At 36.4% G+C, this 26,316-nt stretch carries 22 protein-coding genes, 1 pseudogene and 1 other annotated feature; of the genes and pseudogenes, 16 read left to right on the top strand and 7 right to left on the bottom strand.

The window, feature by feature from the left end; genetic code table 11:
* The first annotated feature begins 5 nt into the window (after window positions 1–5).
* Window positions 6–947 carry an iron ABC transporter permease gene (locus tag FFM61_RS00115; protein ID WP_074426708.1) on the top strand — a complete coding sequence of 314 codons (942 nt, stop codon included), beginning with the start codon at window positions 6–8 and terminating at the stop codon, window positions 945–947.
* Window positions 934–1,620, top strand: coding sequence for an ABC transporter ATP-binding protein (locus FFM61_RS00110; protein WP_074426709.1), 687 nt, complete (start codon window positions 934–936; stop codon window positions 1,618–1,620). Before FFM61_RS00115 ends, FFM61_RS00110 begins: the two co-directional genes overlap by 14 nt.
* A gap of 47 nt (window positions 1,621–1,667) precedes the next feature.
* Here FFM61_RS00110 and FFM61_RS00105 read toward each other — a convergent pair whose 3' ends face one another.
* The 5 genes from FFM61_RS00105 to rpmH form a co-directional block, all read right to left on the bottom strand.
* The gene (locus FFM61_RS00105; RefSeq protein ID WP_074426710.1) at window positions 1,668–2,471 is read right to left on the bottom strand and encodes a TIM barrel protein; all 804 of its coding nucleotides are present in this window, start codon (window positions 2,469–2,471) and stop codon (window positions 1,668–1,670) included.
* A gap of 271 nt (window positions 2,472–2,742) precedes the next feature.
* Window positions 2,743–3,372 carry a signal peptidase I gene (gene lepB / locus FFM61_RS00100; protein WP_074426711.1) on the bottom strand — a complete coding sequence of 210 codons (630 nt, stop codon included), beginning with the start codon at window positions 3,370–3,372 and terminating at the stop codon, window positions 2,743–2,745.
* Window positions 3,373–3,515: 143 nt separating this feature from the next.
* A complete protein-coding gene (locus FFM61_RS00095) occupies window positions 3,516–4,349 on the bottom strand; it encodes a YidC/Oxa1 family membrane protein insertase (RefSeq protein ID WP_074426712.1) in 834 nt (277 codons plus the stop codon).
* 26 nt (window positions 4,350–4,375) lie between these two features.
* The gene (gene rnpA / locus FFM61_RS00090; protein ID WP_074426713.1) at window positions 4,376–4,732 is read right to left on the bottom strand and encodes a ribonuclease P protein component; all 357 of its coding nucleotides are present in this window, start codon (window positions 4,730–4,732) and stop codon (window positions 4,376–4,378) included.
* A 109-nt stretch (window positions 4,733–4,841) separates the two neighbouring features.
* Entirely contained in the window at window positions 4,842–4,976 is a 135-nt protein-coding gene (gene rpmH / locus FFM61_RS00085; RefSeq protein ID WP_002828338.1) for a 50S ribosomal protein L34, read from the bottom strand.
* Between the two features lie 690 nt (window positions 4,977–5,666).
* On the opposite strand from rpmH, the gene dnaA reads away from it, so the two are divergent.
* From dnaA to gyrA, 6 genes are all read left to right on the top strand, one after another.
* Window positions 5,667–7,079 carry a chromosomal replication initiator protein DnaA gene (dnaA, locus tag FFM61_RS00080; RefSeq protein ID WP_074426714.1) on the top strand — a complete coding sequence of 471 codons (1,413 nt, stop codon included), beginning with the start codon at window positions 5,667–5,669 and terminating at the stop codon, window positions 7,077–7,079.
* A gap of 201 nt (window positions 7,080–7,280) precedes the next feature.
* Entirely contained in the window at window positions 7,281–8,411 is a 1,131-nt protein-coding gene (dnaN, locus tag FFM61_RS00075) for a DNA polymerase III subunit beta (RefSeq protein ID WP_074426715.1), read from the top strand.
* Window positions 8,412–8,607: 196 nt separating this feature from the next.
* Window positions 8,608–8,841 carry a S4 domain-containing protein YaaA gene (gene yaaA / locus FFM61_RS00070; RefSeq protein WP_074426716.1) on the top strand — a complete coding sequence of 78 codons (234 nt, stop codon included), beginning with the start codon at window positions 8,608–8,610 and terminating at the stop codon, window positions 8,839–8,841.
* The gene (gene recF, locus FFM61_RS00065; protein WP_074426717.1) at window positions 8,841–9,980 is read left to right on the top strand and encodes a DNA replication/repair protein RecF; all 1,140 of its coding nucleotides are present in this window, start codon (window positions 8,841–8,843) and stop codon (window positions 9,978–9,980) included. The genes yaaA and recF overlap by 1 nt, the downstream gene beginning before the upstream one ends.
* A 23-nt stretch (window positions 9,981–10,003) precedes the next feature.
* Complete coding sequence (gyrB, locus tag FFM61_RS00060) at window positions 10,004–11,950, top strand: DNA topoisomerase (ATP-hydrolyzing) subunit B (protein WP_074426718.1); 1,947 nt, start codon at window positions 10,004–10,006, stop codon at window positions 11,948–11,950.
* Between the two features lie 44 nt (window positions 11,951–11,994).
* Complete coding sequence (gene gyrA / locus FFM61_RS00055) at window positions 11,995–14,574, top strand: DNA gyrase subunit A (protein ID WP_074426719.1); 2,580 nt, start codon at window positions 11,995–11,997, stop codon at window positions 14,572–14,574.
* Window positions 14,575–14,668: 94 nt separating this feature from the next.
* Here gyrA and FFM61_RS00050 read toward each other — a convergent pair whose 3' ends face one another.
* Window positions 14,669–15,013 carry a hypothetical protein gene (locus tag FFM61_RS00050; RefSeq protein WP_074426720.1) on the bottom strand — a complete coding sequence of 115 codons (345 nt, stop codon included), beginning with the start codon at window positions 15,011–15,013 and terminating at the stop codon, window positions 14,669–14,671.
* A gap of 404 nt (window positions 15,014–15,417) precedes the next feature.
* Window positions 15,418–15,653 (top strand) — a binding site (T-box leader).
* A 53-nt stretch (window positions 15,654–15,706) separates the two neighbouring features.
* On the opposite strand from FFM61_RS00050, the gene FFM61_RS00045 reads away from it, so the two are divergent.
* The 5 genes and pseudogenes from FFM61_RS00045 (at window position 15,707) to FFM61_RS00025 (ending at window position 22,027) form a co-directional block, all read left to right on the top strand.
* A complete protein-coding gene (locus FFM61_RS00045; protein WP_074426721.1) occupies window positions 15,707–16,477 on the top strand; it encodes an acetoin reductase in 771 nt (256 codons plus the stop codon).
* A 34-nt stretch (window positions 16,478–16,511) separates the two neighbouring features.
* Window positions 16,512–17,585 (top strand): methionine ABC transporter ATP-binding protein, encoded by a 1,074-nt coding sequence (locus FFM61_RS00040; protein ID WP_074426722.1) that lies wholly within the window; start codon window positions 16,512–16,514, stop codon window positions 17,583–17,585.
* Window positions 17,575–18,249: a methionine ABC transporter permease gene (locus tag FFM61_RS00035; RefSeq protein ID WP_074426723.1), complete on the top strand. Its 675-nt coding sequence runs from the start codon at window positions 17,575–17,577 to the stop codon at window positions 18,247–18,249. The genes FFM61_RS00040 and FFM61_RS00035 overlap by 11 nt, the downstream gene beginning before the upstream one ends.
* Before the next feature lie 32 nt (window positions 18,250–18,281).
* Window positions 18,282–19,145, top strand: a complete 864-nt coding sequence (locus FFM61_RS00030) for a MetQ/NlpA family ABC transporter substrate-binding protein (protein ID WP_074426724.1) — start codon at window positions 18,282–18,284, stop codon at window positions 19,143–19,145.
* Between the two features lie 182 nt (window positions 19,146–19,327).
* Window positions 19,328–22,027, top strand: a pseudogene (locus tag FFM61_RS00025) (HAD-IC family P-type ATPase).
* A gap of 65 nt (window positions 22,028–22,092) precedes the next feature.
* Here FFM61_RS00025 and FFM61_RS00020 read toward each other — a convergent pair.
* The gene (locus tag FFM61_RS00020; RefSeq protein ID WP_074426725.1) at window positions 22,093–22,596 is read right to left on the bottom strand and encodes a TetR/AcrR family transcriptional regulator; all 504 of its coding nucleotides are present in this window, start codon (window positions 22,594–22,596) and stop codon (window positions 22,093–22,095) included.
* 115 nt (window positions 22,597–22,711) lie between these two features.
* Between FFM61_RS00020 and FFM61_RS00015 the strand changes: the two genes are divergently transcribed.
* From FFM61_RS00015 to FFM61_RS00005, 3 genes are all read left to right on the top strand, one after another.
* Window positions 22,712–23,530, top strand: a complete 819-nt coding sequence (locus FFM61_RS00015) for an MMPL family transporter (protein ID WP_074426726.1) — start codon at window positions 22,712–22,714, stop codon at window positions 23,528–23,530.
* 17 nt (window positions 23,531–23,547) lie between these two features.
* Window positions 23,548–25,077, top strand: coding sequence for an MMPL family transporter (locus FFM61_RS09170; RefSeq protein ID WP_137604578.1), 1,530 nt, complete (start codon window positions 23,548–23,550; stop codon window positions 25,075–25,077).
* A gap of 176 nt (window positions 25,078–25,253) precedes the next feature.
* Complete coding sequence (locus FFM61_RS00005; RefSeq protein ID WP_137604577.1) at window positions 25,254–26,222, top strand: helix-turn-helix domain-containing protein; 969 nt, start codon at window positions 25,254–25,256, stop codon at window positions 26,220–26,222.
* Window positions 26,223–26,316: the final 94 nt, after the last annotated feature.

Here is a 26,316-nt window from a genome sequence, read left to right as displayed (position 1 = left end):
GGATAATGCAAAAATATTATCGTTTTATATTAGCTGGATTGGTTCTTATAAGCGTGGTTATTGCATTACTGGTCGGTAGCACAACAATCAGTCTCACGTCAGTATTACATGGACAACCTGATGCTTGGCAATTAATACTTAATTATCGCTTACCGCGTATTTTAGTTGCTACTATCGGTGGCGCATTAATTGGTGTCAGTGGTTTGCTACTACAGGTTGTCTTACGCAATCATTTAGTTGATACCTCAATCTTGGGAGTTATGAATGGCAGCCAATTTTTATTAATGGCGATCCTTGTTATCATCCCCAGTGTACTCAACTTTAATGTCATCATTGGTGGCATTACCGGTATTCTACTAACAATCGCTTGGTTCGTAGTTTCACCTAAGCATCAAGCACCGTTACGACTTGTACTGTTAGGAATCGCAACGGCGATGATTTTTCAAGCCTTAACTAACATTGCTAGTGAAGGACTTGGTGTACCGCTACCGACATTAAGCACAGTCGATTGGTCACAAGTTATGCAATTAGTCATCATGACCATTTTGGGTTGTTTATTACTCATCATGATTTGGCCTAATTTAAAATACTTTGCTTTACCAACACGTCAGGTAAAATTACTGGGCATTGCGGAACAAAAAACAACCTGGTTTGTTTTACTTGCAGTTGGTCTATGGACCGGTGCTTTAACAAGTTTGATTGGTATTGTCTTCTTCTTAGGAGCAATTTTGCCAGAAATTGCACGCTTCATGAGTCCAAACAAAAAAAGTCAGCATTTAATTTGGCCAACCGCACTATGGGGAAGCCTACTACTGCTAAATGCTGACACAATTGCGCGAACGATTCTAGCACCGAAAGAGCTACCAACGAGTGCGATTTTACTAGTTATCAGCGGACCGTTATTCGCGCTGATGTTAATAAAAGGAGGTTATCATGCTCGACATTAATCACTTGTCATTTAATCGTGATAATCATCAATTATTTCATGATCTCTCAGTACAACTACCTGATCATCAAATCACAGCGCTTATTGGCCCAAATGGTGTTGGTAAATCAACGTTAATTCAACTGTTAACTGGCGAATTATTGCCAACGACAGGAACAATTAAAAACCATCCGCAGCGAATTGCATTGCTTTCACAACACAATCAATTGTTTGAACCATTAACCGTTCGTGAACTATTAACATTAGCGGATGACAAGTTAGATCAGGAAGTTATGCAAACATTACAACTTGATGCTTTACTTGATAAAGAAATGCCTGCATTATCAGGTGGTCAACAACAACTCGCTTGGTTAGGTTTTGTCTTACAACAAAAACCTGATTTGTTGATTTTAGATGAACCAACGACGTTTTTAGACTTACATTTTCAAGAATTATTTTTAAAAACGCTTCAGCAGTTGCAAGAAAAGCGCCAAACAACAGTGTTAATGGTACTTCATGATTTAAATCAAGCCTTTCGTTATAGTCAACATATCTGGTTGTTACAACCAACAGGTGAATTAGTGAATGCTTCAGCAGCTCAGATGCATCACCAAGTAGACTTACTTTCTGATGCCTTTAAAACACCCTTACAGCTCATTCAAACGGCTGACCAAGTAATTCTTCAGCCTAAGTAAAAAAGCAGTCCTGGATAAAAATAATCCAGGGCTGCTTTTTTGTTAACTTATTTTTGTAGTGACATCAAATATTCATGACTTGCCATCATTTCTTGGCAATGTTGCTGATCTGCTAAATTAATTTCATAAATACGACTTGCTTGCGGATTTAATTCATTTAAAACACGTTGCCAATCAACTAAACCTTTGCCAAGTGTTAGACTATCATGGCGTTGTCCCATTGAATCCACTAAATGATAGTGCTTAATTTGTGATTTAAGGTGCTGCAAACTATTTATGAGGGCATCGTTATTGCCATGCACCGAAATAAAGGTATGACTCACATCACAAGCTAAGGGGAGGTCAGCTGCAATAATCCGATTTTCAAATTCAGCATCCCCATACGCATAAACAGGGGACGTGCCATTTTCAAAAACCACATTATCTGGCGCAATTTCTCGCAATTGATTCATTCTTTCAAATACAATATCTTGTGCTTTAGATACTGTCGACCAATTCGTAACAATTTTGGGCAGATTATTTTTATAAGCGCCATGAATAAGTGCATAACCATCAACATCTTGTGCTAATTTAATTAATTGCGTAGCACTTTGCATAACAAAATCATGTAATGCTGGATTAACCGCTGAATTTGTATATAATTCACAACGTTGATCATGCCATTTCATTGGATGGTGAAAAACAATATGGGGTACTTTGTCACTCACATAAGACACCATTTTAATAAAATGTTGCCAACCTGCTGATGTAAAATCCGTGTCTTCCAAATGAAATTCAAAAACATCTGGTTGATACTGTAGTCGATCATCAATTTGTACTTTATTCGTACTTGCCTTTAATCCTAACTGCATCATACCACCCCCCTTGTAGCATATAGTATACGCTGTTTAAATCTAACGTTCACTAAAATATATCATCTAGTTCTAATAACGAAAATAAAAGTAGTTCATAAAGTAAAGGGGAAAGGTACAAAGGACCATCAATCTATACGGTCCTGATATGTTCATATTTTTAAAAATTGATAACCTAGGATTATTAAATAGGTTTATAGCATAAATTTCAACTAAAAAATAAAGCGGGCAAGAAAATAACATGATTTTCTTGTCTGCTTTTAATTTGCAATTATTCAAAATATGATTTCCAAGCCGTGTTAATGTTATCACGCTTAGTTTCGCTGCCCCAGAATGGTACTTTGACAACACCTAGAACTTTATCATCATCAACAAATCCCCAGTAACGAGAATCGTTTGAAACACTACGGTGATCACCTAACACAAAGTACTTACCAGCAGGGACCTTAATTGTTTTATCACCTTCCCAGCCTTGGCGATTTCCTAATTGTGCTAATGACTGCCAGTTACCGACATCATTAATCGTATTAGTTGCTTTTTGTTCAGACTCTGAAATGTAATCTTGATCAACAGCCTTACCATTAACCTTAATCACACCATCAACAGCACTTACCGTGTCACCGGGCATACCAATAACACGTTTTACATAATCTTTATTTTCTGTCGCTGAAGGATCTTCACCATAAGCATCAAATACAATGACACTACCACGATGAATTTTTGAAGTTTCAATTTTATCAGTTCGAAAAACAAAAACACGTTCATTACTTGTTAAATTAGGTTCCATTGATGAACCGTCAACTTTAACCATTGTAAACCAATAAGTCCTTATCCCAACAGCAATCAGTAATCCTACTAAGATAGGAATCACCCAAGACAATATTTCACGAAATGCTTTCATGGGTACGCTCCTTATAAATATTATTATTAATGACTAATTTTACCATAATTTATAGCATAGAGTTTGTAAATTAAAAAGAGGTTAACGTCTTTTTTAACAATAAAAAAAAATCAAGATGATTCATCTTGATTCTCATATTAAAATTAACGTTTATGATCACGAATAGCCTTACGAATTGCTCGTTGCTTAGCACGTTCTGCTTCTTTCTTAGCTTCTCGTTCACGGCGAATTTCAAATGGATTTTGAATCGTCCAAGTTTGTGCCACTTGGAACGCATTTGAGATAACCCAGTAAAGTGATAGGGCAGATGGAACAGAAATAGCAAAGAAGAAAATCATTATTGGCATAATATATGTCATTGACGTTGTCATACCATTCTTTTCAGGTTGACCCATCATTACCAAATATGAAGAAGCAAATGTAAATAATGCTGCCAAAATTGGCAAGATAAAGTATGGATCACGTTCTCCTAGTTGTACCCAGAAGAAGGTACCTGTTTCCAATACATTAGTTGTACGAATCGCTGTATACAATGCAATCAAAATTGGCATTTGCACAATAAGCGGGATAAAACTAGCAAATGGATTTACTCCGGCATCTTTATACAACTTCTTTTGTGCAGCTTGCATCGCTTGCATTGTTTCAGGATCACGACTTGAATATTTTTGTTGTAACTTCTTTAGTTCTGGGGCAATTTCTTGCATCTTACGCATTGAACCCGTTTGATAAACCATCAAAGGTAAAATCAATAAACGAATTAATACAGTAAAGATAATAATTCCAAAACCATAATTATCACCAAACCAGGCTGATACTCCTAAAATGGAACGTGAGAAGTTAGCAATGATAATACCACGCCAAAATCCACTTCCGGATACTTGGCCATCATACATCACGGCCGCTACAATCATAATGATTAATGCGATTAAGGCCGTAATTGCCGAACGCATGGTAAACATTTTTTTAGCAGTCTGCATTCATTTTCTCCATATATAGTATATTATTATTCCGTTTCTTCATCGACAAACACATTTGCCAATTTAAAAACATGTTCTAAATTCTTTTTGATGATCGCCATGTCTTGATCATGTGCTGCTGGTCGCGCAATTACTAAAATATCAAGATCCGAACGCATTTTGGGCTTAAATTCCAGAATGCTTTGCCGAATTCGACGCTTAACCCACACACGCTCATGACCACGCAAGCCCACTTTTTTAGAAATTGAAATTCCTAAACGGAAGTGGGTTGGTTGTTCACGCGTCATTGTGTAAACAATAAACATTTTATTTGCGACCGAGTGATGCTGCTCAAAAACTAATTGAAAATCAGCTTCTTTTTTTACACGGTAACTCTTACGCATTTGTTTTTGCTCCAAATTTTTTTATGACAAAAGAAAACGCATGAATCAGCCACAATAGCCGACTCATGCGCGATCATTATCAGTAATCCTAATAAAAGGCCTGACCTAATTAGGCTGACAATACCTTGCGGCCCTTTTGGCGGCGACGTGCTAGCACCTTGCGACCGTTGCTAGTGCTCATGCGCTTACGGAAACCATGCACACGTTCGCGGTGACGCTTCTTAGGTTGGTATGTACGCTTCATATGAATACACCTCCCATTCGTAGTTAGATTTGGCCTGCGGTTGGCATGGCCAAACCACAATTCGTATTCAATTGTAACATTACCCCCAAATCAAAGCAAGAATATTAACTATTGGAGCCAATTTTAATTTATTAATAACAAGACAACATTCATTACCTTTGCAAAATCTTTACTTTTTATAGACAGCTAAATTTACTGAAAGTTTTCCATAATCTAACAGAGCGTTATGTTAATAAAAATAGGTAATCTAACAGAGCGTTACATGAGTTTTCCCCATAATCCACAGTTTTTCCACATGTTCCACATATTGGTAAAACTATTCATCCTTCTCCTTGTGGATATGTGTATAACTCTTATAAACATGATGACACCAAACTTAGGTTGTTAACAACTACCTGTAAATTTCTTGTTTTTCCCCTAAGTTATCCACATTTTCCAGAATTCACTCTAAACTTTGTTTCACATCCGGTTGATAACTCATATTTAGATTTCCACAGCATGTTAATATCCCATTTTGTTATCTAGAACTCCCTAAATCGTTGGTATTACTGGCATATTCCTTGTGGAAAACTTATCCACATACTGCTAAAATGAAATTTGATGAATTGTGCTACTTATGAAAATAAGCCCAGCAAACGTCCTGTGGAAAACCCACAAAAAGATATCTTAATCCCTAAAGGAGGTTGCCAAATGGATCCCATCCAACTTTGGAATGCCATCAAACAAGAACTACGCAAGTCAATTTCGCAAGGATTCTCATTTACTAATTACGTAGATACACTTAATCCATTGCAATTAGTAGAAAATGAAAATAATACCGTTACTTTGCAATTGACAACTACATATGAACCAGTTGCATCAGAATGGTTAGATACAAATAGTTCTTACTACCAAGCTTTTATGCAAGCTGCCATGACGGCAACATTGAATTTAACCGGTAAACCAACATTTATCATTCCTTCTGTCACTTATGTTTCACCAACACCAACGACTTTATTTGATCTACCAGATGATCAGAAAAGTGAAACAACAGAATACACAAAAAATACTAATTTAGCTTCAGAATTTGTAACCCAATCAATTTTGAATCCTGAATTCCGCTTTGAAACATTTGTTTCATCAGATGAAAATCGCGAAGCTTATGCTGTTGCGCAAGCTGTCGCTGATAAACCTGGTACGCAGTGGAATCCTTTACTAATCTATGGCGGGGTTGGTTTAGGAAAAACGCATTTAATGCAAGCCATTGGTAACAAAGTTTTAGAACGTACCCCAAATGCTAATGTTAAATTCATTACAACTGAAGATTTTATCAATGATTTTACGGAAGCTTTACGTCGTGGCCAAAAAGAGACCGAAGCTTTTAAACGTGAATATCGTTCAACTGATTTACTGATGGTAGATGATGTTCAATTCCTAGCCGGCAAAGAAAAAATCCAAGAAGAATTTTTTAATACTTTCAACGCCATTACTCGTGAAAATCATCAAATTGTTCTAACATCTGACAAGTTACCCAAAGAAATACCGGGATTAGAAATGCGTTTAGTAACCCGCTTTGGTCAAGGCTATTCAGCTAATATTACCAAGCCTGATTTACCAACACGTGTTGCTATCTTAAGAAACAAATCCGATCTTGAAAATCTAAGTATTCCTAACGATGTCATTGATGAAATTGCTGCAGCAGTAGATACCAACGTCCGTGATTTGGAAGGCGTATTTAACCAAGTTGTGGGAAAAATGCGTTTTTCAAATGTACCGATTACAGTTGAAACGGCTCGCACAATCTTAGAAACAATGAATTTCAAACGCCAACGTGCGATTACGATTCCATTAATTCAAGAAGCTGTTGCTAACTTTTTCAATGTTACTGTTCAAGATCTAAATGGAAAAAAACGAAACAAAGAAATTGTTGTCCCACGTCAAATTGCGATGTATATCGCTCGTGAATTAACGCAAGACTCATTGCCACAAATTGGCCGTGCATTTGGTGGTAAAGATCACACAACGGTTATGCATTCAACTGAAAAAATTGAAAATGCCATCGAAAATGATAGTATTTTAGCTGAACAAGTTCAAAAAATTCGTGAAGAATTGAGCAATGGGTAATAATAGTGCTTGTGAATAAACGACAAACCGATGCGTAGTTATCCACAGGGTTGTATACATAGACCATTTCTTGGTACATTGGTATACACAAGAGTTTTCCACAATATTCACACCCCTTATTATTATTATTATCTTTTTATTTATAATTAAGTAAGTTATTACGCACTTCATAATTATGATTTTGTACATTAAGGAGATCTAATGGAATTTACAATTAATCGAGCAGCTTTTATAAAAGCAATGAATAATGTTAATCGTGCTATTTCATCACGAACATCAATGACAATTTTACAAGGAATTAAATTAGTTCTTGATGAAACAGGTCTTGTTTTGACGGGATCAAATACAGACATCTCAATTGAAATATTAATTCCAGTTAATGATGATGAAGCTAATTTACAAATCGTTGAATCAGGCGCCATTGTTTTACCAGCTAATTTCTTTTCAAATATTGTTAAACGATTGCCTGGTGAAACATTTAAATTAACAAATACATCAGGATTACAAACAAAAATTCAATCTGAAAGTGCAGAATTTGATATTAATGGGCAAGATGCTAGTGCTTACCCACATTTACCAGAAATTGAAGTTAGAAATAATTTGACTTTAGCTGCAGATACTTTAAATGAGATTATTGGGCAAACCGTTATTGCGGTTTCTAAGCAATTAAGCCAACCCATTTTAACAGGGGTTCACTTTATCTTAGCTAGTGGTAATTTAACGGCTGTTGCTACTGATCGTCATCGATTAGCACAACGCTCTGTCGGATTTGATGACTCAGATGTTAATGCAGATATCATCGTACCTGGTGCTTCACTATCACAATTACAAGCAATGTTGGACGATGTTGAAAAAGTTGATGTTCGCGTTGCTGAAAATCAAGTGATTTTCCAGTTAGGTGAAAATACAACTTTCTATTCACGACTACTAGAAGGAAATTATCCTGATGCATCACGTTTAATTCCAACTGAAAAGCGGACAACTCTAACAATTAATGCCCATGATTTGTTACAAACAATTGAGCGTGCTGCTTTACTTAGTCATGAAGGCCGTTCAAATGTGATTCAATTTGCCATTACAAGTGAAAAGTCTTTGATTTCATCTAATTCACCTGAAATTGGACGTGTTGAAGAGCAAATATTTGCTGCTGAAACGGCAGGGGATGATTTGACAATTTCATTTAATCCAGATTACATGCGTGAAGCACTTCGTTCATTTGGTGATGAGCAAATTCAAATTGGTTTTAAGACAGCTTTGGATCCATTTACATTGGTACCCACAAATAATGAAACAAACTTTATTCAACTGATTACACCAGTTCGAACTTACTAAAAATATAAAAAAGCCGAAAAATGCTATTTTACGAAGAAAAAGCATTTTTTGGCTTTTTTATTTAAAAGTTATTAAACAACCTGAGAAGGGCTGTAGTGCCTTTTTGAGATTGTGGAAAGTTAAAAAAAAGCGTATAATATATTTAATATGAAATCGTGTAAATGTCGTTATTTTTAACGATAGGAAGGACTAAACATTGGCAACAGAAGTTCAAATTCAAGCCCCATTTATTACATTAGGGCAATTATTAAAAGAAGAGAGTGTTATTGCAACTGGTGGTCAGGCAAAATGGTATTTGCGAGAAAATATAGTTTTGGTAAATGAAGAACCTGACGATCGTCGTGGTCGTAAGTTGTATCCAGGAGATGTTGTTGCAATTCCATCAGGAGATCGTTTTGTAATTAATGGAACAGGTGCTAGTACAAACTAATGGAATTAATGTCGTTAGAACTAAACAATTTTCGAAATTATGATACTTTAGATGTCACTTTTTCGTCTGGTGTAAATGTCTTTTTGGGACCGAATGCACAGGGTAAAACCAATTTATTGGAAGCCATTTATGTTTTAGCTTTAACTCGTTCACATCGTACGTCATCCGATAAAGAATTAATTGGTTGGCAAGCAAAAGAAGCACGGGTTGCCGGAACGGTAGCACGACAATATAGTGATGTGCCATTATCATTAAAACTTACTAGTAAAGGTAAAAAAGCACGAATCAATCATTTGGACCAAGCTAAATTAGCTAATTATATTGGGCAATTAAATGTTATTTTATTTGCACCAGAAGATTTAGATTTAGTTAAAGGGGCGCCCACAATTAGGCGTCAATTTATTGATCGTGAGTTTAGTCAGATGAGTGCGAAATATTTGTATATTGCAAATCAATATAAAAGTGTTTTAAAACAACGAAATCGTTACTTAAAGCAACTACAAAGTAAGCAAGCAACTGATAAATTATATTTAGATGTTTTAACAGAACAATTAGTCAATTTTGGTAGTGAATTGGTTATGTGGCGGAAAAATTTAATTGTGAAATTAAATAATGCTGCACAACCAATTCAAGCTGCCATTACACAAAATAATGAAAAATTACAGGTTCATTATGTTTCACAGCTTGATGTTAATCATTTACAAGATGTGACATTAATTAAACAAGAAATGTTAACGCGATTTGAACAATTGCGTGAACGTGAAATTATTATGGGGACAACCTTGTTAGGCCCACATCGTGATGATTTGAGTTTTGAAGTTAATCAGCATGATGTGGCTAGTTTTGGCTCACAGGGCCAACAAAGAACGACAGCATTAGCCATTAAATTAGCCGAAATTGATTTGATGAAAGAAGAGACAGGTGAATATCCAGTATTGTTATTGGACGATGTTCTTTCTGAATTAGATAGTAATCGGCAAACCCATTTACTAGCTGCTATGCAAGATAAGGTACAGACGTTTATTACGACGCCCTCATTAAGTGATGTAGCGCGACAATTAATTCATGAACCAAAAGTATTTCATGTTGATTCGGGGCATTTAGTAGAAGCTGAAAATAATGTTAGTAAAGATAACTAGTTGTTAAGTTTAAGGAGGGAATCATGGCTGAAGAAGATGTTTCACAAATGCATACGCAAGCAGATGCCTATGACGCCAGTCAAATTCAAGTTTTAGAAGGATTAGAAGCGGTTCGTAAGCGTCCAGGTATGTATATTGGTTCGACATCTAGTCAAGGACTACACCATCTTGTATGGGAAATTGTCGATAATGGTATTGATGAGGCTTTGGCAGGATTTGCGGATCATATTACAGTAACTATTGAAAAAGATAATTCAATTACGGTTATTGATAACGGTCGTGGTATCCCAGTAGATGTTCAAGCAAAAACTGGTAAATCAGCACTTGAAACAGTCTTTACGATTTTGCACGCTGGTGGAAAATTTGGCGGTGGCGGTTATAAAGTTTCTGGAGGCCTTCACGGTGTGGGAGCTTCAGTTGTTAATGCGCTATCAACAAGTTTAGACGTATTAGTCGTTCGTGACGGTAAAGGCTATGCGATGGACTTTGAGCGTGGTCATGTTAAAACAAGCATGCATGAAGTTTCTGCAGAGGATGCTCCTGTTTCACGTGGAACAATTGTTCGTTTTGCACCGGATCCAGATATATTCCGGGAAACAACAGTTTTTGATTACAAAACATTGATGAATCGTGTTCGTGAGTTAGCCTTTTTAAATAAAGGGTTACGTATTTCGATTACAGATATGCGTCTGAATGAACCAATTGTTGAGTCATTCCACTATGAAGGTGGGATTAAAGAATATGTTAATTTCTTAAACGTCAATAAGGATGTTATTTTTAATGAGCCTATTTATGTTGAAGGAATGGAAAATGATATTGCCGTAGAAGTGTCATTGCAATATACGGATGATTTCCACAGTAATTTACTATCATTCACTAATAATATTCACACGTATGAAGGTGGAACGCACGAAACAGGGTTTAAATCAGCTTTGACGCGTGTCATTAATGATTATGCACGTAAGAATAAAATTCTAAAAGAAAATGATGACACCCTTTCTGGAGATGATGTTCGTGAAGGATTAACGGCAATTGTTTCTGTCAAACATCCTGATCCACAATTCGAAGGGCAAACAAAGACTAAGTTGGGTAATTCCGATGCACGTACAGCAGTTGATCGTATGTTTTCAGATACTTTCGCACGCTTTATGATGGAAAACCCCAAAATTGCTAAGCAAGTTGTTGAAAAAGGTATTCTTGCAGGTAAGGCGCGTATGGCCGCTAAGCGTGCACGTGAAGCAACACGTAAGAAGTCAGGACTAGAAATTGCAAACTTGCCTGGTAAATTGGCTGATAACACGTCAAAAGATCCTAAAATTTCCGAATTGTTTATTGTTGAGGGTGATTCTGCCGGTGGTTCCGCTAAGCAAGGTCGTGAGCGATTAACACAAGCTATTTTGCCTATTCGTGGAAAAATTTTGAATGTTGAAAAAGCATCAATGGAAAAGATTTTAGCCAACGAAGAAATCCGTTCATTATTTACAGCAATGGGAACGGGTTTTGGTAATGAGTTTGATGTTACAAAGGCTAAGTATCATAAATTAATTATTATGACTGATGCCGATGTCGATGGTGCACACATCCGTACGTTGTTGCTAACGCTAATTTATCGTTACATGCGTCCATTGTTAGAAGCAGGATACATTTATATTGCGCAGCCACCGCTATATCAAGTTCGCCAAGGTAAGTTTATTCAGTATTTGGATGCTGATGAAGAACTTGAAGCGTTGTTGCCAACGTTACCAGCATCACCAAAGCCAGTTATCCAACGATACAAGGGACTTGGTGAAATGGATGCTAGCCAATTATGGGAAACAACCATGGATCCATCCGTACGTCGTTTGTTACGTGTTGAAATGGATGATGCGATTGAGGCAGATCAAGTGTTCTCAATGCTTATGGGTGACAAGGTTGAGCCTCGTCGCAAGTTTATTGAAGAAAATGCACAATACGCTGAATTAGACGTTTAGGTTCATTACTGTGTAAACATTTAAAGTAAGAGAAAGGAAATCAAATGGCTGAAGAAGAACAAAAGAACAGCCGCATTAAGCCTGCCAAACTTGGTGAGCAAATGCGAACATCTTTCTTGGATTATGCCATGTCAGTTATCGTGGCACGTGCGTTACCTGATGTGCGTGATGGGTTAAAACCAGTTCATCGTCGTATTTTATACGGCATGAATGAATTGGGTGTTACGCCGGATAAGCAACATAAGAAGTCGGCGCGTATTGTTGGGGATGTCATGGGAAAGTACCATCCACACGGAGACTCAGCAATTTATGATTCAATGGTTCGTATGGCACAAGACTTTTCATATCGTTATATGCTAGTCGATGGTCACGGAAACTTTGGATCAGTCGATGGTGACCCAGCTGCCGCTATGCGTTACACTGAAGCACGTTTGAGTAAAATTTCTACTGAGATGTTGCGCGATATCAATAAAGATACGATTGATTTCCAAGACAATTATGATGGTACTGATCGTGAACCAGTTGTTTTGCCAGCACGTTTTCCTAATTTGCTAGTCAACGGTGCCAACGGAATTGCCGTTGGAATGGCAACTAATATTCCACCACACAATTTAGGTGAAGTCATTTCAGGTCTTCATATGTTGATGAAGAATCCTGATATTACAATTGCTGAGTTGATGGAAGCCATTCCAGGACCAGATTTTCCAACTGGTGCGATTGTGATGGGTAAGTCTGGTATTCGTAAGGCTTACGAAACTGGAAAAGGTGTGGTCACTGTTCGTGCAAAGACGGAAATTGAGACCGAAAAGTCTGGTAAAGAACATATTATTGTCAATGAGTTGCCATATATGGTTAACAAGGCAAAGCTAATTGAGCGTATTGCTGAGTTAGGTCGTGACAAGCGTATTGAAGGTATTACTGGTGTTAATGATGAGTCTGATCAAGAAGGAACCCGAATTGCGATTGAAATTCGTCGTGATGTCTCAGCTTCAGTTGTGCTAAATAATTTGTACAAAAACACTTTGATGCAAACTGGCTTTAGCTTTAATATGCTAGCTGTTGAAGATGGTCGTCCAAAGTTATTAAGTCTAAAAGAAATGTTAGTTGCTTATCTTGCTCACCAACAAAAAGTGGTGCGTCGTCGAACGGAATTTGATTTGCGTAAGGCGCAAGCACGTGCCCATATTTTGGAAGGGTTACGAATCGCGCTTGATCACATCGATGCGATTATTGCAATTATTCGTCAATCGCAAACGTCAGAAATTGCTAAGCAAAAGTTGATGTCAGATTATGCTTTGTCAGATAAACAATCACAAGCTATCTTGGATATGCGTTTAGTTCGTTTGACTGGTTTGGAACGCGATAAGATTGAAAAAGAGTATCAAGGTTTGTTAGCTTCAATCAATGATTTCAAAGATATTTTGGCTAAGCCTGAAAGAATTGATGAAATCATTTATACTGAATTACTTGAAGTTCAAGATAAATTCGGTGATGCTCGTCGTACTGAACTACAAATTGGTGATGTGACAAGCATTGAAGATGAAGATTTGATTGAAGAAGAAGACATTATTGTCTCACTAACACATGCGGGTTACATTAAGCGTATGCCACAAGCAGACTTCCGTGCACAAAACCGTGGTGGTCGTGGTATTCAAGGTATGGGTGTGAACAATGATGATTTCATCGATGAATTAATTGGTACATCAACGCATGATACCCTATTGTTCTTTACTAATTCGGGTAAAGTTTACAAGATGAAGGGGTATGAGATACCTGAATATGGTCGTACTGCTAAGGGAATCCCAGTCGTTAACTTGTTAGGTATTGAAAGTGGTGAGAGTATTCAAGCCATTATTAATGTGCGCGGTGATGCTGCCGAAAGTGAAGACTATCTATTCTTTACGACACGTGAAGGTGTTGTAAAGCGGACGCCAGTTAATGAATTTGGTAATATCCGTACTCATGGTTTGAAGGCCATTAACCTTCACGATGGGGATGAATTGATTAACGTTTTGATTACTGATAGTTCACAAGATATTATTATCGGTACGCATGGTGGTTATGCCGTTTCATTTAATAGTGAAGCAGTTCGTTCAATGGGACGCTCAGCTGCAGGAGTTCGTGGTATTACATTACGTCCAGATGATTATGTAATTGGTGCGCAAGTACTAGTTGAAAATGGACACGTTTTGATTATTACTAAGAACGGTTATGGTAAGCAAACGCCTGTTGATCAATATCCAATTAAGGGTCGTGGTGGTAAAGGTATCAAGACCGCTCAAGTCACTGAAAAGAATGGTCCATTGGCTGGTTTGAAGGTTGTTGATGGTAGTGAAGATATCATGTTAACGACTAACAAAGGAGTTATGATTCGATTCACTGTTGATTCAATTTCTAAAACTGGTCGTGCAACACAAGGTGTGCGTGTTATCCGTTTGGATGATGATTCTTCCGTATCAACTTTTGCTAAGGTCGAATATGTTATGCCTGAAGAGGAGACAACACAAACGGTAAATCCAGAGGAAACAGCTTCTGATGATCTACCAATGGCTCCTAAAAATGGTGAACAACCAAGTGAAGTTGCAGAATTATTGCAACGCGCAGAAGACGATGAAGAAAAGTAAATACGAATAAGCAGTTCTGAATAGAATTGAACTGTTTATTGTAAAAGGAGGCTAGAACATTGTGTTCTGGCCTCCTTTTTAGCTGTTTGTAGGATTATTTTGTATTCAAACGGCGATGTGCTATTCCTAAAGTTGCACCTAATAACCACATAATAAATAGATAAAGAGTTCGCCAACTAAAAATAGTTTCGTTAAATTTAATTTTGTAAGCAACTAAAATAAAAATGAAGAAAAAAGTACCCCAGAGCAATTCTTTCCACCAAGCGATTTCGGGTCCTTTTTCTAAAGGCTTATATTTGTTAAGTAACCAAGTTATTAATAAGCTAGGACCGAAAATAATTAAAATTAACCAGAAGAGATGATCAGTCATAAACATGAGCACTATAAAAATAAATCCGGCAATTAATCCAATTAAGTTATCACGAAATTGTTTTGTCATAAATTAACGCCTCCTCTATACGATTAGTGTAACAAAAATTCATATGTGAAACAGTGTTGACAGTTTATAAAAATGAGTATAAAATTCATGTCATATTAAAAACAAATTAAAAAGCGATGAAGAGATGAGTAGATCAGTGGTGTTATCAGAGAATTTGCGGGTGGTGTGAGCAAATAATGAAGCTAATCGAAGATGGTCTTGGAGCAAAAGATTGGTGAGCGCACGCAAACCATCAATGGTTGACTACTAATATCGAGTTCATTATGCAGTTAGGAAGGATGTTAGCTGACATAATAAGCTGGTTTTTTACCAGGAATTAAGGTGGTACCGCGGATGAACGCCCTTGAGAAATTTATTTCTTGAGGGCGTTTTTTGACGTTTATCAAGGCTTTTTAATAAAAAACTAAAATGATATGATTCGGAAAGTAATGGCAAAAAAGTTTACAGAAAAACGACAGTTGATGAGAGTCGTAACAAGGATTGCACATGAAAAATGGCCGATGATCACGTAACGTGAACGATATTGTAAGCGTTAGGCGGTTTGTCACCGTTATTTGACTAACCCAATTTTGGGTAATGAGGTTTGTTAGAGTAATCGGCAAACAAATCAGAATGGTATCGCGACGTCCTCGCTTCTGTTTTTAACAGGAGTGGGGCTTTTTTATTTGAATAATACAGAATAAGGGGAAAAACATGGGACAAACAGCAATTATTACTGGTGCAGGACAAGGTATTGGAGAAGCAACCGCATATCGATTAGCAAAAGATGGCTTTAATATCGCCGTTGCTGATATTAATGAACAAACAGTGACACAAGTCGCACAGAATTTACGTAATCAAGGATTTGAGGCAAAAGCCTATGTAATTGATGTCGCTGATCGTGAAGCGGTTTTTCAATTAGTTGACGATGCGATTAATGATTTAGGTGAATTAGCTGTTTTTGTTAATAATGCGGGTGTTGCTTTTATTGATTCGGTGATTGATTCTGATCCGGATAAAATTTCACGTTTGTTTGACGTAAATTTGAAGGGAACCTACTGGGGAATTCAGGCTGCAGCAACTACGTTTAAAACACAAGGTCATGGGGGGCGCATTATTAATGCAGCATCACTAGCTAGTGTAGAAGCGTCAGCACTACAAAGTGCTTATTCAGCATCAAAATTTGGTATTCGTGGTTTAACACAATCGGCAGCTAAGGAGTTAGCCGCTGATCAAATTACTGTTAACTCATATAGTCCAGGTATTGTACGAACACCTTTGCGTGACAGTATTGATGCGAGAACAGCTGAAATCAAAGGACTTTCAGTACCAGAACAGCAAGCTAATTGCTTAACAGAAATTGGTTTGGGGCGTGAAGGATCCCCCGCAGATGTTGCAGAGGTGATTGCTTGGTTTGCTTCACCAAACGCTGCTTATATTACTGGTCAAACATTGTTAGTTGATGGTGGGATGCACTTTAGCTAATACAATCATTGAAAAAGGGAAGGAGGGCTGATGTATGAGCGCAGCTGATATCGCAATTGATTTACAAGAGATAAACGTGACATTTAAACGCAATGATGAAAGTTTAGTTGCGCTAGATAATGTGTCATTGCAAGTTGAAAAAGGTAGCATTTACGGCATTATCGGTTATTCTGGGGCCGGGAAAAGTACTTTAGTACGCATCATCAACTTGTTGCAACGACCTAATGCAGGATCCGTTAATATTTTGGGACAGGATTTGTTATCTTTGCATGATAAAGAATTACGTGGTGTGCGAAAAAAAGTGGGGATGATATTTCAACATTTTAATTTATTACGGTCGCGAACAGTTTTAAATAATATTGAGTACCCATTGTTAAGTCAAAAAATGTCACGTAGTAAGCGACATGCGAAAGCATTAGAATTATTAAAATTAGTTGGTTTGGAGGAGTACGCTAAAGCTTATCCAGATGAATTATCAGGTGGGCAAAAGCAACGTGTTGCGATCGCTAGAGCGTTGGCTAATAATCCTGACGTTTTAATTAGCGATGAGGCGACAAGCGCATTAGATCCACAAACTACGGCAGATATTTTGCAATTGTTGAAGCACTTAAATGAAAAATTGGACTTAACGATTGTTCTAATTACGCATGAAATACAAGTAATTAAGTCAATTTGTCAAAATGTTGCCGTCATGGAAAATGGTCGCATTATTGAAAACGGTTCAGTTAGTGAAGTGTTTACTGCTCCTAAACAGACTTTAACGCAAAAGTTTGTCGAGTCTGCAGCTAATGTCACAGAAATGCGTCAACAGATTAGTGATGATCAGCTGGTTGAAAACTTACAACCTAACGAACGATTGTTATATTTACGTTTTTCTAGTGAGGTCACCAGTGAAGCGGTTATTTCATCTTTGGGGATTAAATATGGTATATCGGCTAGTATTTTATTTGCGAATGTTCAAAAAGTTGACCAGTTGTCATTAGGCTATATGTTAATTGTATTAACTGCGTCAGATGAACACTTTGCGACAATATTGGACTATCTGACAACAGTTGGGGTGGTCGTAACTGATTTTTCTATGGGAGAGGAGCAGGTTTATGTTAGCTAATTGGTTTCCAAATGTTGTTCCAATTTGGCCGCAATTTGTGCAGGCAACCTGGGAAACATTGTATATGACTTTTTGGTCAGCTTTAATTGCTGGTGTTTTAGGATTAGGAACAGGGATTTTTTTAGTGGTGACGCAGCCTGGTGGTATTAATGCTGACCCACCGTTCTATAACTTCTTAGATAAATTGGTTAATTTGTTGCGGTCAGTGCCGTTTATTATTTTATTGGCGGTGATGGCACCAATAACAAAGTATATTGTTGGCACAACTGTTGGTACGCCTGCTGCACTAGTACCATTAATTGTCGGTATTTTTCCTTTTTATGCGCGCCAAGTTCAAAATGCACTTTTAAGTATTGAACCATCAGTGATTGAAGCAGCGCAGGCAATGGGTTCAAGTACAGGTGAAATTATTTATCGTATTTATTTACGTGAATGCTTGCCTGATATTATGCGTGTTTCTGTTGTAACTATTATTAGTTTGTTAGGATTGACGACAATGGCGGGGGCAATTGGTTCTGGTGGACTAGGTGATATTGCGATTAGCGTCGGTTATGCGCGTTTTGAAAATGACGTCACGATTGCTGCTTTGCTAGTTATTTTGGTGATGGTTTTCATTGTTCAGATAATTGGTGATTGGATCGCCAAAAAAGTTGAACGATTTTAAGCTTATCAAATCAAAATATAGGAGGCATAACTGTGAAAATAAAAAATTGGTTAATATTTATCAGCAGTTTGGTGGTTCTTGGTGTTGTTGCAGTTGGTTTGCATACGTATAATAGCTATAAAATAGCGCACGCACCGGAGCAGATTACTGTGGGTTCAATGGGAAGTGATTATCAAGTTTGGCAACATATTGCTAAAAGTAAGGAAGCAAAAAAGCTCAATTTGAAAATTACGGTTAAACAAATTAATGATGGTGTGCAATTAAACAACGCTACAGCAGAACATAACGTGAATGTGAATGCCTTTCAGTCTTATTCATATTTGAAGGCTTATAATCATGAAAATCCAAAGCATAAGCTAATGAATTTAGGAACGACTTACTTAGAACCAATGGGCATATATTCAGATAAGTATCAGAAAATCAAGGATATTCCAACTGGTGCAACAATTGCAATTGCTGATAATCCTGCGAATACATCACGTGGGTTATTGTTGTTGCAAGATGCCGGTTTGATTAAATTAAAAGCTGGTTTTGATTCATTAGGTAACACGGATGATATTGTGTCAAATCCGCGTAACTTAAAATTTAAAAAAATTGATGATACAACCGGGCCTCGTATTTTGAATAGTGTTGGTGCTGCATTAATTTCAAATACGGTTGCGCTAGAAGGAAAGCTAAATGTTATGAAAGATTCCTTATATCATGAAAAAATTAATCAGAGCACACGGCAAAATATCAATATTTTAGCGACAGCTTCCGATGTTAGTAATCAGGATAAAAAAAATTATCAAAAATTAGTTACTTTATATCATGATCAAACTATTCAAAAATATATTCAGGATACGTATGATGGTACGAAAATTGAAGTGAAAAAGTCTGTTAGCTATTTGAAATAGTATTTATGTGAAAATTAAGTTAACCATGTTATGATTTTCGCAATTAACTTACTTTTTATTTGTATCACTTGCGGGAGTAGCGGCGCGCACGCGTGGGAAACTGACTAACTAGATTAGGTATCTAGCGGCCAACCTTAAATAGCAAGACGCAGAGAATATTTTTCCCTTAAAGGAGTGTACAAATGAATAGATCAAATAGTGAATCAGACGACGGCCCGTTATTAAACAAGTCCGATTTTTATAATCAAGACTGGTCACAGGTTATTGATGATTTACAATCAAATTACCCAGCTGGGCTGCAATCAAATGAAATAGATGAACGATTGTGAGCACACGGATATAATGAAGTCACGCTGAAATCAGTCCCGAAATGGCTGATTCTTTTGCGACAATTTAATAGTGTCATCATTTACATTTTAATTGTTGCAGCAGCCTTAACAATGTTAATGGGGCATTATTCAGATGCGGTGGTTATCGGATTAGTTGTTATTGTGAATGCATTAATTGGTTATATCCAAGAAGTAAATGCAAGCAATGCGCTAGATAAAATTAAAAACATGCTGTCCGTTGAAGCAACAGTTATACGAGACGGTGAGCGATTTGATGTGCCTGCACGTGAATTGGTTCCAGGTGACTTGGTTTATTTAGAAGCAGGAGATAACGTTCCTGCCGATTTACGAATTCTTGATGCTGATAATTTACGAATTCAGGAGTCTTCATTAACAGGAGAGTCTGATTCTGTGTTAAAAGACGAATCGACTTTGACTGGTAAAGTGCCATTAGCAGAAAGAGTTAATATGGCATATGCGTCAACATCTGTTACAAATGGAAGTGCAACAGGAATGGTTGTGGCGACAGGAATTGATACACAAATTGGTCAAATTTCGCAAAGTGTTGCGGATGTTTCTGGTGAAAAATCACCATTGACTAGGGAATTAGATCACTTAGGAAATGGTATTTCTTGGGTAATTATTATTGTCGCATTATTGGTATTTATTCTAGGATGGGTATTAAATATCTATGAATTACCAACATTAGTGATGGCGATCATTGCAATGATTGTTGGTTCGGTCCCTGAAGGTTTGCCTGCTGCAACATCGATCATTTTGGCAACAGGGGTTCAAAAGTTAACAAAAAAAGATGCGATTGTGAAAACATTGCCTGCTGCTGAGACATTAGGTGCAGTAGATATTATTGCTTCCGATAAGACAGGAACATTGACGAAAAATGAGATGACGATTCAAGATATCGTTATTGATAAAAAACATTATACGATTACGGGAACTGGATATGCCCCGGTAGGTGATATTTTATACGATAGTAATCCCGTAGATGTTGCGCAAGATCAGCAGTTAGAAATGTTCTTAACGATGGGACATCAAGCTAATGATACTTTCTTAACTGAAGAAGATGGTGTTTGGGATATTAATGGTGAACCTACGGATGCGTCATTTTTATCAGCCTACTATAAAGCATTTGGTCAAAAAGAACCGCAGTTAAAAGAAATTGATCGGATGCCATCTGATTCTGACTATCGTTATATGGCCCGTTTAGCAGAAAATAAACAGCAAGAGCGATTTATCGTAATAAAAGGATCACCTGATAAACTGTTTGATTTAGCGGCAAATGATGAAAAATTTGATCGTCAGTACTGGTCTGATTTGGCGTCACAGTTTGCTCAATCAGGAAAACGTGTTATTGCAGTTGGTTATATTAATGTCGAACAAAATGTGTCAGAAGTAACCCACGATACGTTGCAAAAATATGGTATAAACTTTCTTGGGTTAGCTGCGATTATTGACCCACCACGTCCAGAAGTTATTGAGGCGATTACGAATATGCGGCAGGCTGGTATTCACGTGAAAATGATTACAGGTGATAGTCCAGATACTGCCAAAGCTATTGGACAGCAATTGGGCTTGGCTGAAAATATTCAGGTTATTACAGGAGCAGAAGTGGAAAACTTGTCTGATGATCAATTAGCACAGATTGTTACAAACTATGACGTCTTTGCCCGGACAACACCGCAAGATAAATTGCGTATTATAGCAGCTTATCAAGCTAATAATTTAGTTACGGCAATGACTGGTGACGGTGTTAATGATGCACCAGCCTTAAAGAAGGCAGATATTGGTGTTGCAATGGGAATCAAGGGAACAGATGTTGCCAAAGATTCTGCCGATATGGTCTTAGCAAATGATGATTTTTCAACGATTAAAACAGCTATTGAACAAGGAAGACGTCTATATGACAATATTCGGAAAACGATTCTATACTTGTTACCAACAAGTTTTGCTGAAGGATTAATTGTTGTGTTTAGTATTTTATTGCAACAAACAATGCCAATGACAGCAATTCAATTGTTGTGGATCAATATGGTATCAGCTTTAACATTACAATTGGCGTTTATTTTTGAACCTGCTGAACCAGGTATTATGAAGCGACCACCACGTAAAACAATCGAAAAATTAATGAACCGTCATGATGTTTTTCAAATGATTTATGTGAGTGTCATTATTGCTGCTGGTGCTTTGGTTGTTTTCGAAGTGTTTGATAACTCAGTAGGCTTCTCAGTAGCAAGTACGATGGCTGTTAATACGATTATATTTGGTAAGATTTTCTATCTATTTAATATTAGAACAGAAGCTTCTGTATTGAGTAAATCATTTTGGACAAATCCGATGGCGTTTGGAGCTATTGGTCTGATGGTTGTGCTACAAATAGTCTTTACCTATGTACCATTTATGAATAACATATTCTCAACTGGACCTTTGTCACTATTTGATTGGGTAGTTGTTATCGTAATTGGGCTGCTTGTTTTGGTTGTTGCTGAGCTAGATAAGTACCGTCGTTCAAAAAAGATGCAAGTTAATAATATTTAATAAACAAAATAAAGCAATCCTCGTATGAAACAATACGGGGATTGTTTTTTATTGGTTGGAATGAATTAATCGACATTGGGGAAAATACCTGTTTGATAAATTTCATCTAATGCTTGGTAGTCACGAATTAATTCGTAATAATTATTGTGAAATTCATTCCACAGTAAGATACTGCCAATTTTGCCAATGAACCAAAAAATTTGATCATCTTTTTGGGCGTTGACGATTAATCTTAAGAAACCATTTTGAATGATTAAATTAAAATCATGATCATCTTTTTGATAGCTCGTAATTTTTTCAAATGAATTGACGAGCAAATCATGAATATTTTTGAATGGATGGTTTTTAAAATCACTAAAATCAATCGGAAAGTTTTGGGCTTCGTACTCAATATATTTATTTAGTAAATCATATTTATCAGTAAAGTGATGATAAACGGTATTTCTATGAATAAGGGCTTGATTAGCAATCATGGTGATGCTAATATCTGAAAACTTTTTTGTTGTCAGTAATTCCTTGAAACTTGTGAAAATAATTTTGTTCATCCGTTTTTGACTTAAATTACTCATATAAATATCCTCCGATGACCATTTGATGTGCACTTCACATTTATTGTACATGGACACTATTTATAAAATCAATTACATTATAAGGTAATTGTTTAATATGGAGGAGATACAATAGATGAATAATTTTTTAGCGAGGTTTGGTAAATGGACTTATAACAATAAGTTTAAAGTCATTATTTCTTGGGTAGTGATTTTAATTGTTTTCATTGGTAGTTTAATTGCCATGGGATCTCATTTTAATACAAATTTGAAGATTTCAGGTGTACCATCAACCGATGTGCAAAATGTTTTAAAGGAAGAATTTAATCAGTCAGTTGATGCAGGGACGATGAATATTGTTGTTCAAAATAAACAAGACGACAGTATTCAAGCGCAAGATGATAAGAAGCGAATTAATGCAGCAGTTAAACAAATTAAAGCTGATCATCAAGATAATATTAAAAGTATTACTAGTCCTTATGATTCACAAACAATTAGTGAAGATAAGACAACTGGTATTATCAGCATTATATTCAAAAAAGATGCTAATAATGTTTCAAAAAGTGTTGTAAATGATATTCAAGCAATTACGAATGATAAAGTAAACTCACAAAACTTGAAAGTTGCTTATTCAGGAAATGTCATGCAAGACTTTGACATTGGTGGAACATCAGAAATCATTGGTATTTTGATTGCCTTTGTATTGTTATTAGTATTATTTAAATCATTTGTAACAGCTGGTTTGCCAATTATTACGGCAATCGTTGGTCTAGTAAGTGGATTAATTGTAGTAATGCTAGGCACGAATGTTTTTTCAATTGCCAGTGTTGCGCAAACTTTGTCAATTATGATTAGTTTGGCAGTTGGTATCGACTATGCGTTGTTTATTTTGCACCGTTTTATTGGTGAGTTAAAACAAGTCGCCAAAATGAAATACATCATACTGGTAAAGTGACACCTGCAGATGAAGCAATGGGCGTTACTTTAGCTAGTGCGGGCAGTTCTGTTTTGTTTGCTGGTATCACTGTTATTATTGCCTTAGTTGGGTTGTCATTAGTTGGTATTGATTTCCTAACACAGATGGGAATTGCTGCGGCGGTTGGTGTTATCTTTGCGGTATTATCAGCTGTGACATTATTGCCAGCACTAATTTCATTGTTGCGTAAGTTTGTTAAGCCATCTGATAAAGTCGTTAAGGCAACTAAGGTTAAAAAAGACGGTGTTATCACAAAGTCGATTATTAATCACCCAATTATTATGGTAGTTATTAGTGTGATTGTGTTAGGGGCATTTATGTTACCAGTAACACATATGCGACTAGGTATGCCTTTTGATGGGGCGCTACCTAAAGATAGTACGCAACGCCAAGCGTATGATATGACGGCAGATAAATTTGGGGATGGCTATAATGCAACCTTAGTGGGTGTTGTGAAATTAGATACGTCAAATTCTGATGCACAAAATAAGCAAATTTTAACTAAGGCTACTAATCATATCGCTAAGATGGATAATGTGAAAATGTTAGCACCTGTTGTTGATGAAGAAGCTGTTGCAAAGTATAAGTCACCAGCTATGCAAGAAAAAATTAAGGCTGATGGTCAAAAGTATGTGCAGGCTAAGGTGATGGACTTCATGAAGTCTAAGCCAACTGCCGGTCAGGCAGAGCAACAACAAATAATTCAAAAAGCAACGCAAGAGTATCAAGCTAAGATTAAACAAGAAGCCCAAAAAGCAGCTTTATCAGGTATTCCAGCTCAGATTAGTAAGAATAAGAAATATGCATTAGTTATTGTGATGCCTAAGACAAATACAGCTTCAGCTAAAACTGAAACGCTAGCACAAAAAATTAATAGCTATTCGGATTCATTGCAAAAGAGTGATAATACGAAGATAACTTTGACGGGAAATAATGCCGTTAATATCGATATTTCAGAAAAACTAAATAACGCTATCCCAATGTTTACGGGAATTGTAATGGCATTAGCATTCGTTTTGTTGATGTTTATGTTTAAATCGTTCATTATTCCGCTTATGGCGATTGTTGGATTTGGCTTATCATTGTTTGCTTCATTGGGATTAACAACCATGATTATGCAAGATGGTCTTTTCAATATTAGTGAAAAAGCACCAATCTTAGCATTCTTACCAGTAATTGTTATTGGTATTATCTTTGGTCTAGCAATGGATTATGAAGTATTTATGGTATCTAGAATTCGTGAAGTTTATATTACGACAGGTGACAATAAACGTGCAGTGAAGGCTGGGCTACAAGAGAGTGGTCCTGTTATTATCACAGCTGCATTAATTATGATTGCTGTGTTTGGTAGTTTTGCATTGGTGCAAGATCCAACTATTAAGGCAATCGGAATTTCATTAGCAAGTGGTATCTTATTTGATGCTTTCTTTGTTCGTTTGATAATTATTCCAGCAACAATTAAAATATTTGGTAAAGCAAATTGGTATTTCCCAGGTGCTAATTATCATAATAAATTCAAAGATTAATTTGCATCATGATTGAGTTAAAAACGTTTAGGTTATTGAAAAGTGACCTAAATGTTTTTTATATGGTACTAATCTAGTAAAAATAATTAGTATAAAATCTATAAATTTTTTAGTAAAGCACTTAATTAGCTGTATAATGGTAATTATAAGAAATACGTTGTGGGAGATAATTATTAATGGAAAAAAATCGTGTGCCCGCCGAAGCAGTTCGGAATGCCTTAATACATTTTATTAAAAAACGTAATATTTCTATTCCAAGAATTTTAGAATCTGTTGATATCTCAAGATCGCGTTTATATGATTACTTAAAGGGCAATGGTCGTGTTAGTGCAACGACTTTTGTAAATTTATTGACGACAATTGATGTGTCATACGATGAATTATTATTACATATTTATTTGACACAACCGGAATTAGTGGATGATACAATTAAAGAGTTAGGATTGGACTTACAGTCTTATACCACAACACCGAATGAAGATATGGTTTATCAAGTGCTTGCTTTATTTGAAGAAACGCACAATACCCGTTTATTATTAAATGTTGTGCGTGCGATTAATTCGCAAGTTGTGGATTTTGGCCAACGATATCGTTTGGTTGAAATTGCACGACCAACTATTGTGAAGTTCCTGAAAAAGCGTGAGTTATACTCATCTACTGACATGTTATTGTTTGCAAATATTATTCGTCATGTGCCATATGATTCTGTCAAAACAATGGTTGGTGAAATGACAAAGCAGGTTGAAAAAATTGTTTCTTTAGAAGGCTATGGTTTAGTTGAAATGGATCACTTTGCACCAGCAGCAGTTTGGAATGTCGGGCTATTAAATTTTCAAATGTTGTTGTTAGCATTAGAAAATGGTGATACAAAAAATGTTACGTTAACCATGCGTTATATTGAAGAAAATAAATTTCCTGACTATGGTAGTTATTTTATATTTGTTAAAAAATTATCAGAGGTTCTTAAATTAACGTTGAATGGGCAAGAAGATAAAGCTAGAGAATTATGGGAAGCAACTGTAAAAGCTTTGAACTTTATGGTTGATGATCGCTTCTGGCCAACTTTTACTTACTTGTCTCAACAATCATACCAAGAATTTATCAAGCCAGTAATTGACTATCAAAACGTTACACAAGCAAATTAATAGATACTAAAAAGAAGGGCTCTATGTCAAACAGCGTGAAAATCGTGAAATTGACTTAAAGAGTTTGTGAAATATAGCTTGCGAATCTGACAAA

It is taken from the genome of Weissella hellenica, from assembly GCF_005405545.1.
Taxonomy (GTDB): domain Bacteria; phylum Bacillota; class Bacilli; order Lactobacillales; family Lactobacillaceae; genus Weissella; species Weissella hellenica.
The sequence above is the reverse complement of the archived record's forward strand: the minus strand, read 5'-3'. Positions and strand labels throughout refer to the sequence as shown.

Coding starts and splice junctions, on each gene's coding strand:
- lepB (WP_074426711.1), bottom strand. CDS start 3,372: ATGAAAGCATTTCGTGAAATATTGTCTTGGGTGATTCCTATCTTAGTA.
- FFM61_RS09170 (WP_137604578.1), top strand. CDS start 23,548: ATGGGCGTTACTTTAGCTAGTGCGGGCAGTTCTGTTTTGTTTGCTGGT.
- FFM61_RS00015 (WP_074426726.1), top strand. CDS start 22,712: ATGAATAATTTTTTAGCGAGGTTTGGTAAATGGACTTATAACAATAAG.
- FFM61_RS00050 (WP_074426720.1), bottom strand. CDS start 15,013: ATGACAAAACAATTTCGTGATAACTTAATTGGATTAATTGCCGGATTT.
- FFM61_RS00005 (WP_137604577.1), top strand. CDS start 25,254: ATGGAAAAAAATCGTGTGCCCGCCGAAGCAGTTCGGAATGCCTTAATA.
- FFM61_RS00020 (WP_074426725.1), bottom strand. CDS start 22,596: ATGAGTAATTTAAGTCAAAAACGGATGAACAAAATTATTTTCACAAGT.
- FFM61_RS00035 (WP_074426723.1), top strand. CDS start 17,575: ATGTTAGCTAATTGGTTTCCAAATGTTGTTCCAATTTGGCCGCAATTT.
- recF (WP_074426717.1), top strand. CDS start 8,841: ATGGAATTAATGTCGTTAGAACTAAACAATTTTCGAAATTATGATACT.
- gyrA (WP_074426719.1), top strand. CDS start 11,995: ATGGCTGAAGAAGAACAAAAGAACAGCCGCATTAAGCCTGCCAAACTT.
- dnaN (WP_074426715.1), top strand. CDS start 7,281: ATGGAATTTACAATTAATCGAGCAGCTTTTATAAAAGCAATGAATAAT.
- rpmH (WP_002828338.1), bottom strand. CDS start 4,976: ATGAAGCGTACATACCAACCTAAGAAGCGTCACCGCGAACGTGTGCAT.
- FFM61_RS00095 (WP_074426712.1), bottom strand. CDS start 4,349: ATGCAGACTGCTAAAAAAATGTTTACCATGCGTTCGGCAATTACGGCC.
- FFM61_RS00110 (WP_074426709.1), top strand. CDS start 934: ATGCTCGACATTAATCACTTGTCATTTAATCGTGATAATCATCAATTA.
- rnpA (WP_074426713.1), bottom strand. CDS start 4,732: ATGCGTAAGAGTTACCGTGTAAAAAAAGAAGCTGATTTTCAATTAGTT.
- FFM61_RS00045 (WP_074426721.1), top strand. CDS start 15,707: ATGGGACAAACAGCAATTATTACTGGTGCAGGACAAGGTATTGGAGAA.
- FFM61_RS00105 (WP_074426710.1), bottom strand. CDS start 2,471: ATGCAGTTAGGATTAAAGGCAAGTACGAATAAAGTACAAATTGATGAT.
- FFM61_RS00115 (WP_074426708.1), top strand. CDS start 6: ATGCAAAAATATTATCGTTTTATATTAGCTGGATTGGTTCTTATAAGC.
- FFM61_RS00040 (WP_074426722.1), top strand. CDS start 16,512: ATGAGCGCAGCTGATATCGCAATTGATTTACAAGAGATAAACGTGACA.
- dnaA (WP_074426714.1), top strand. CDS start 5,667: ATGGATCCCATCCAACTTTGGAATGCCATCAAACAAGAACTACGCAAG.
- gyrB (WP_074426718.1), top strand. CDS start 10,004: ATGGCTGAAGAAGATGTTTCACAAATGCATACGCAAGCAGATGCCTAT.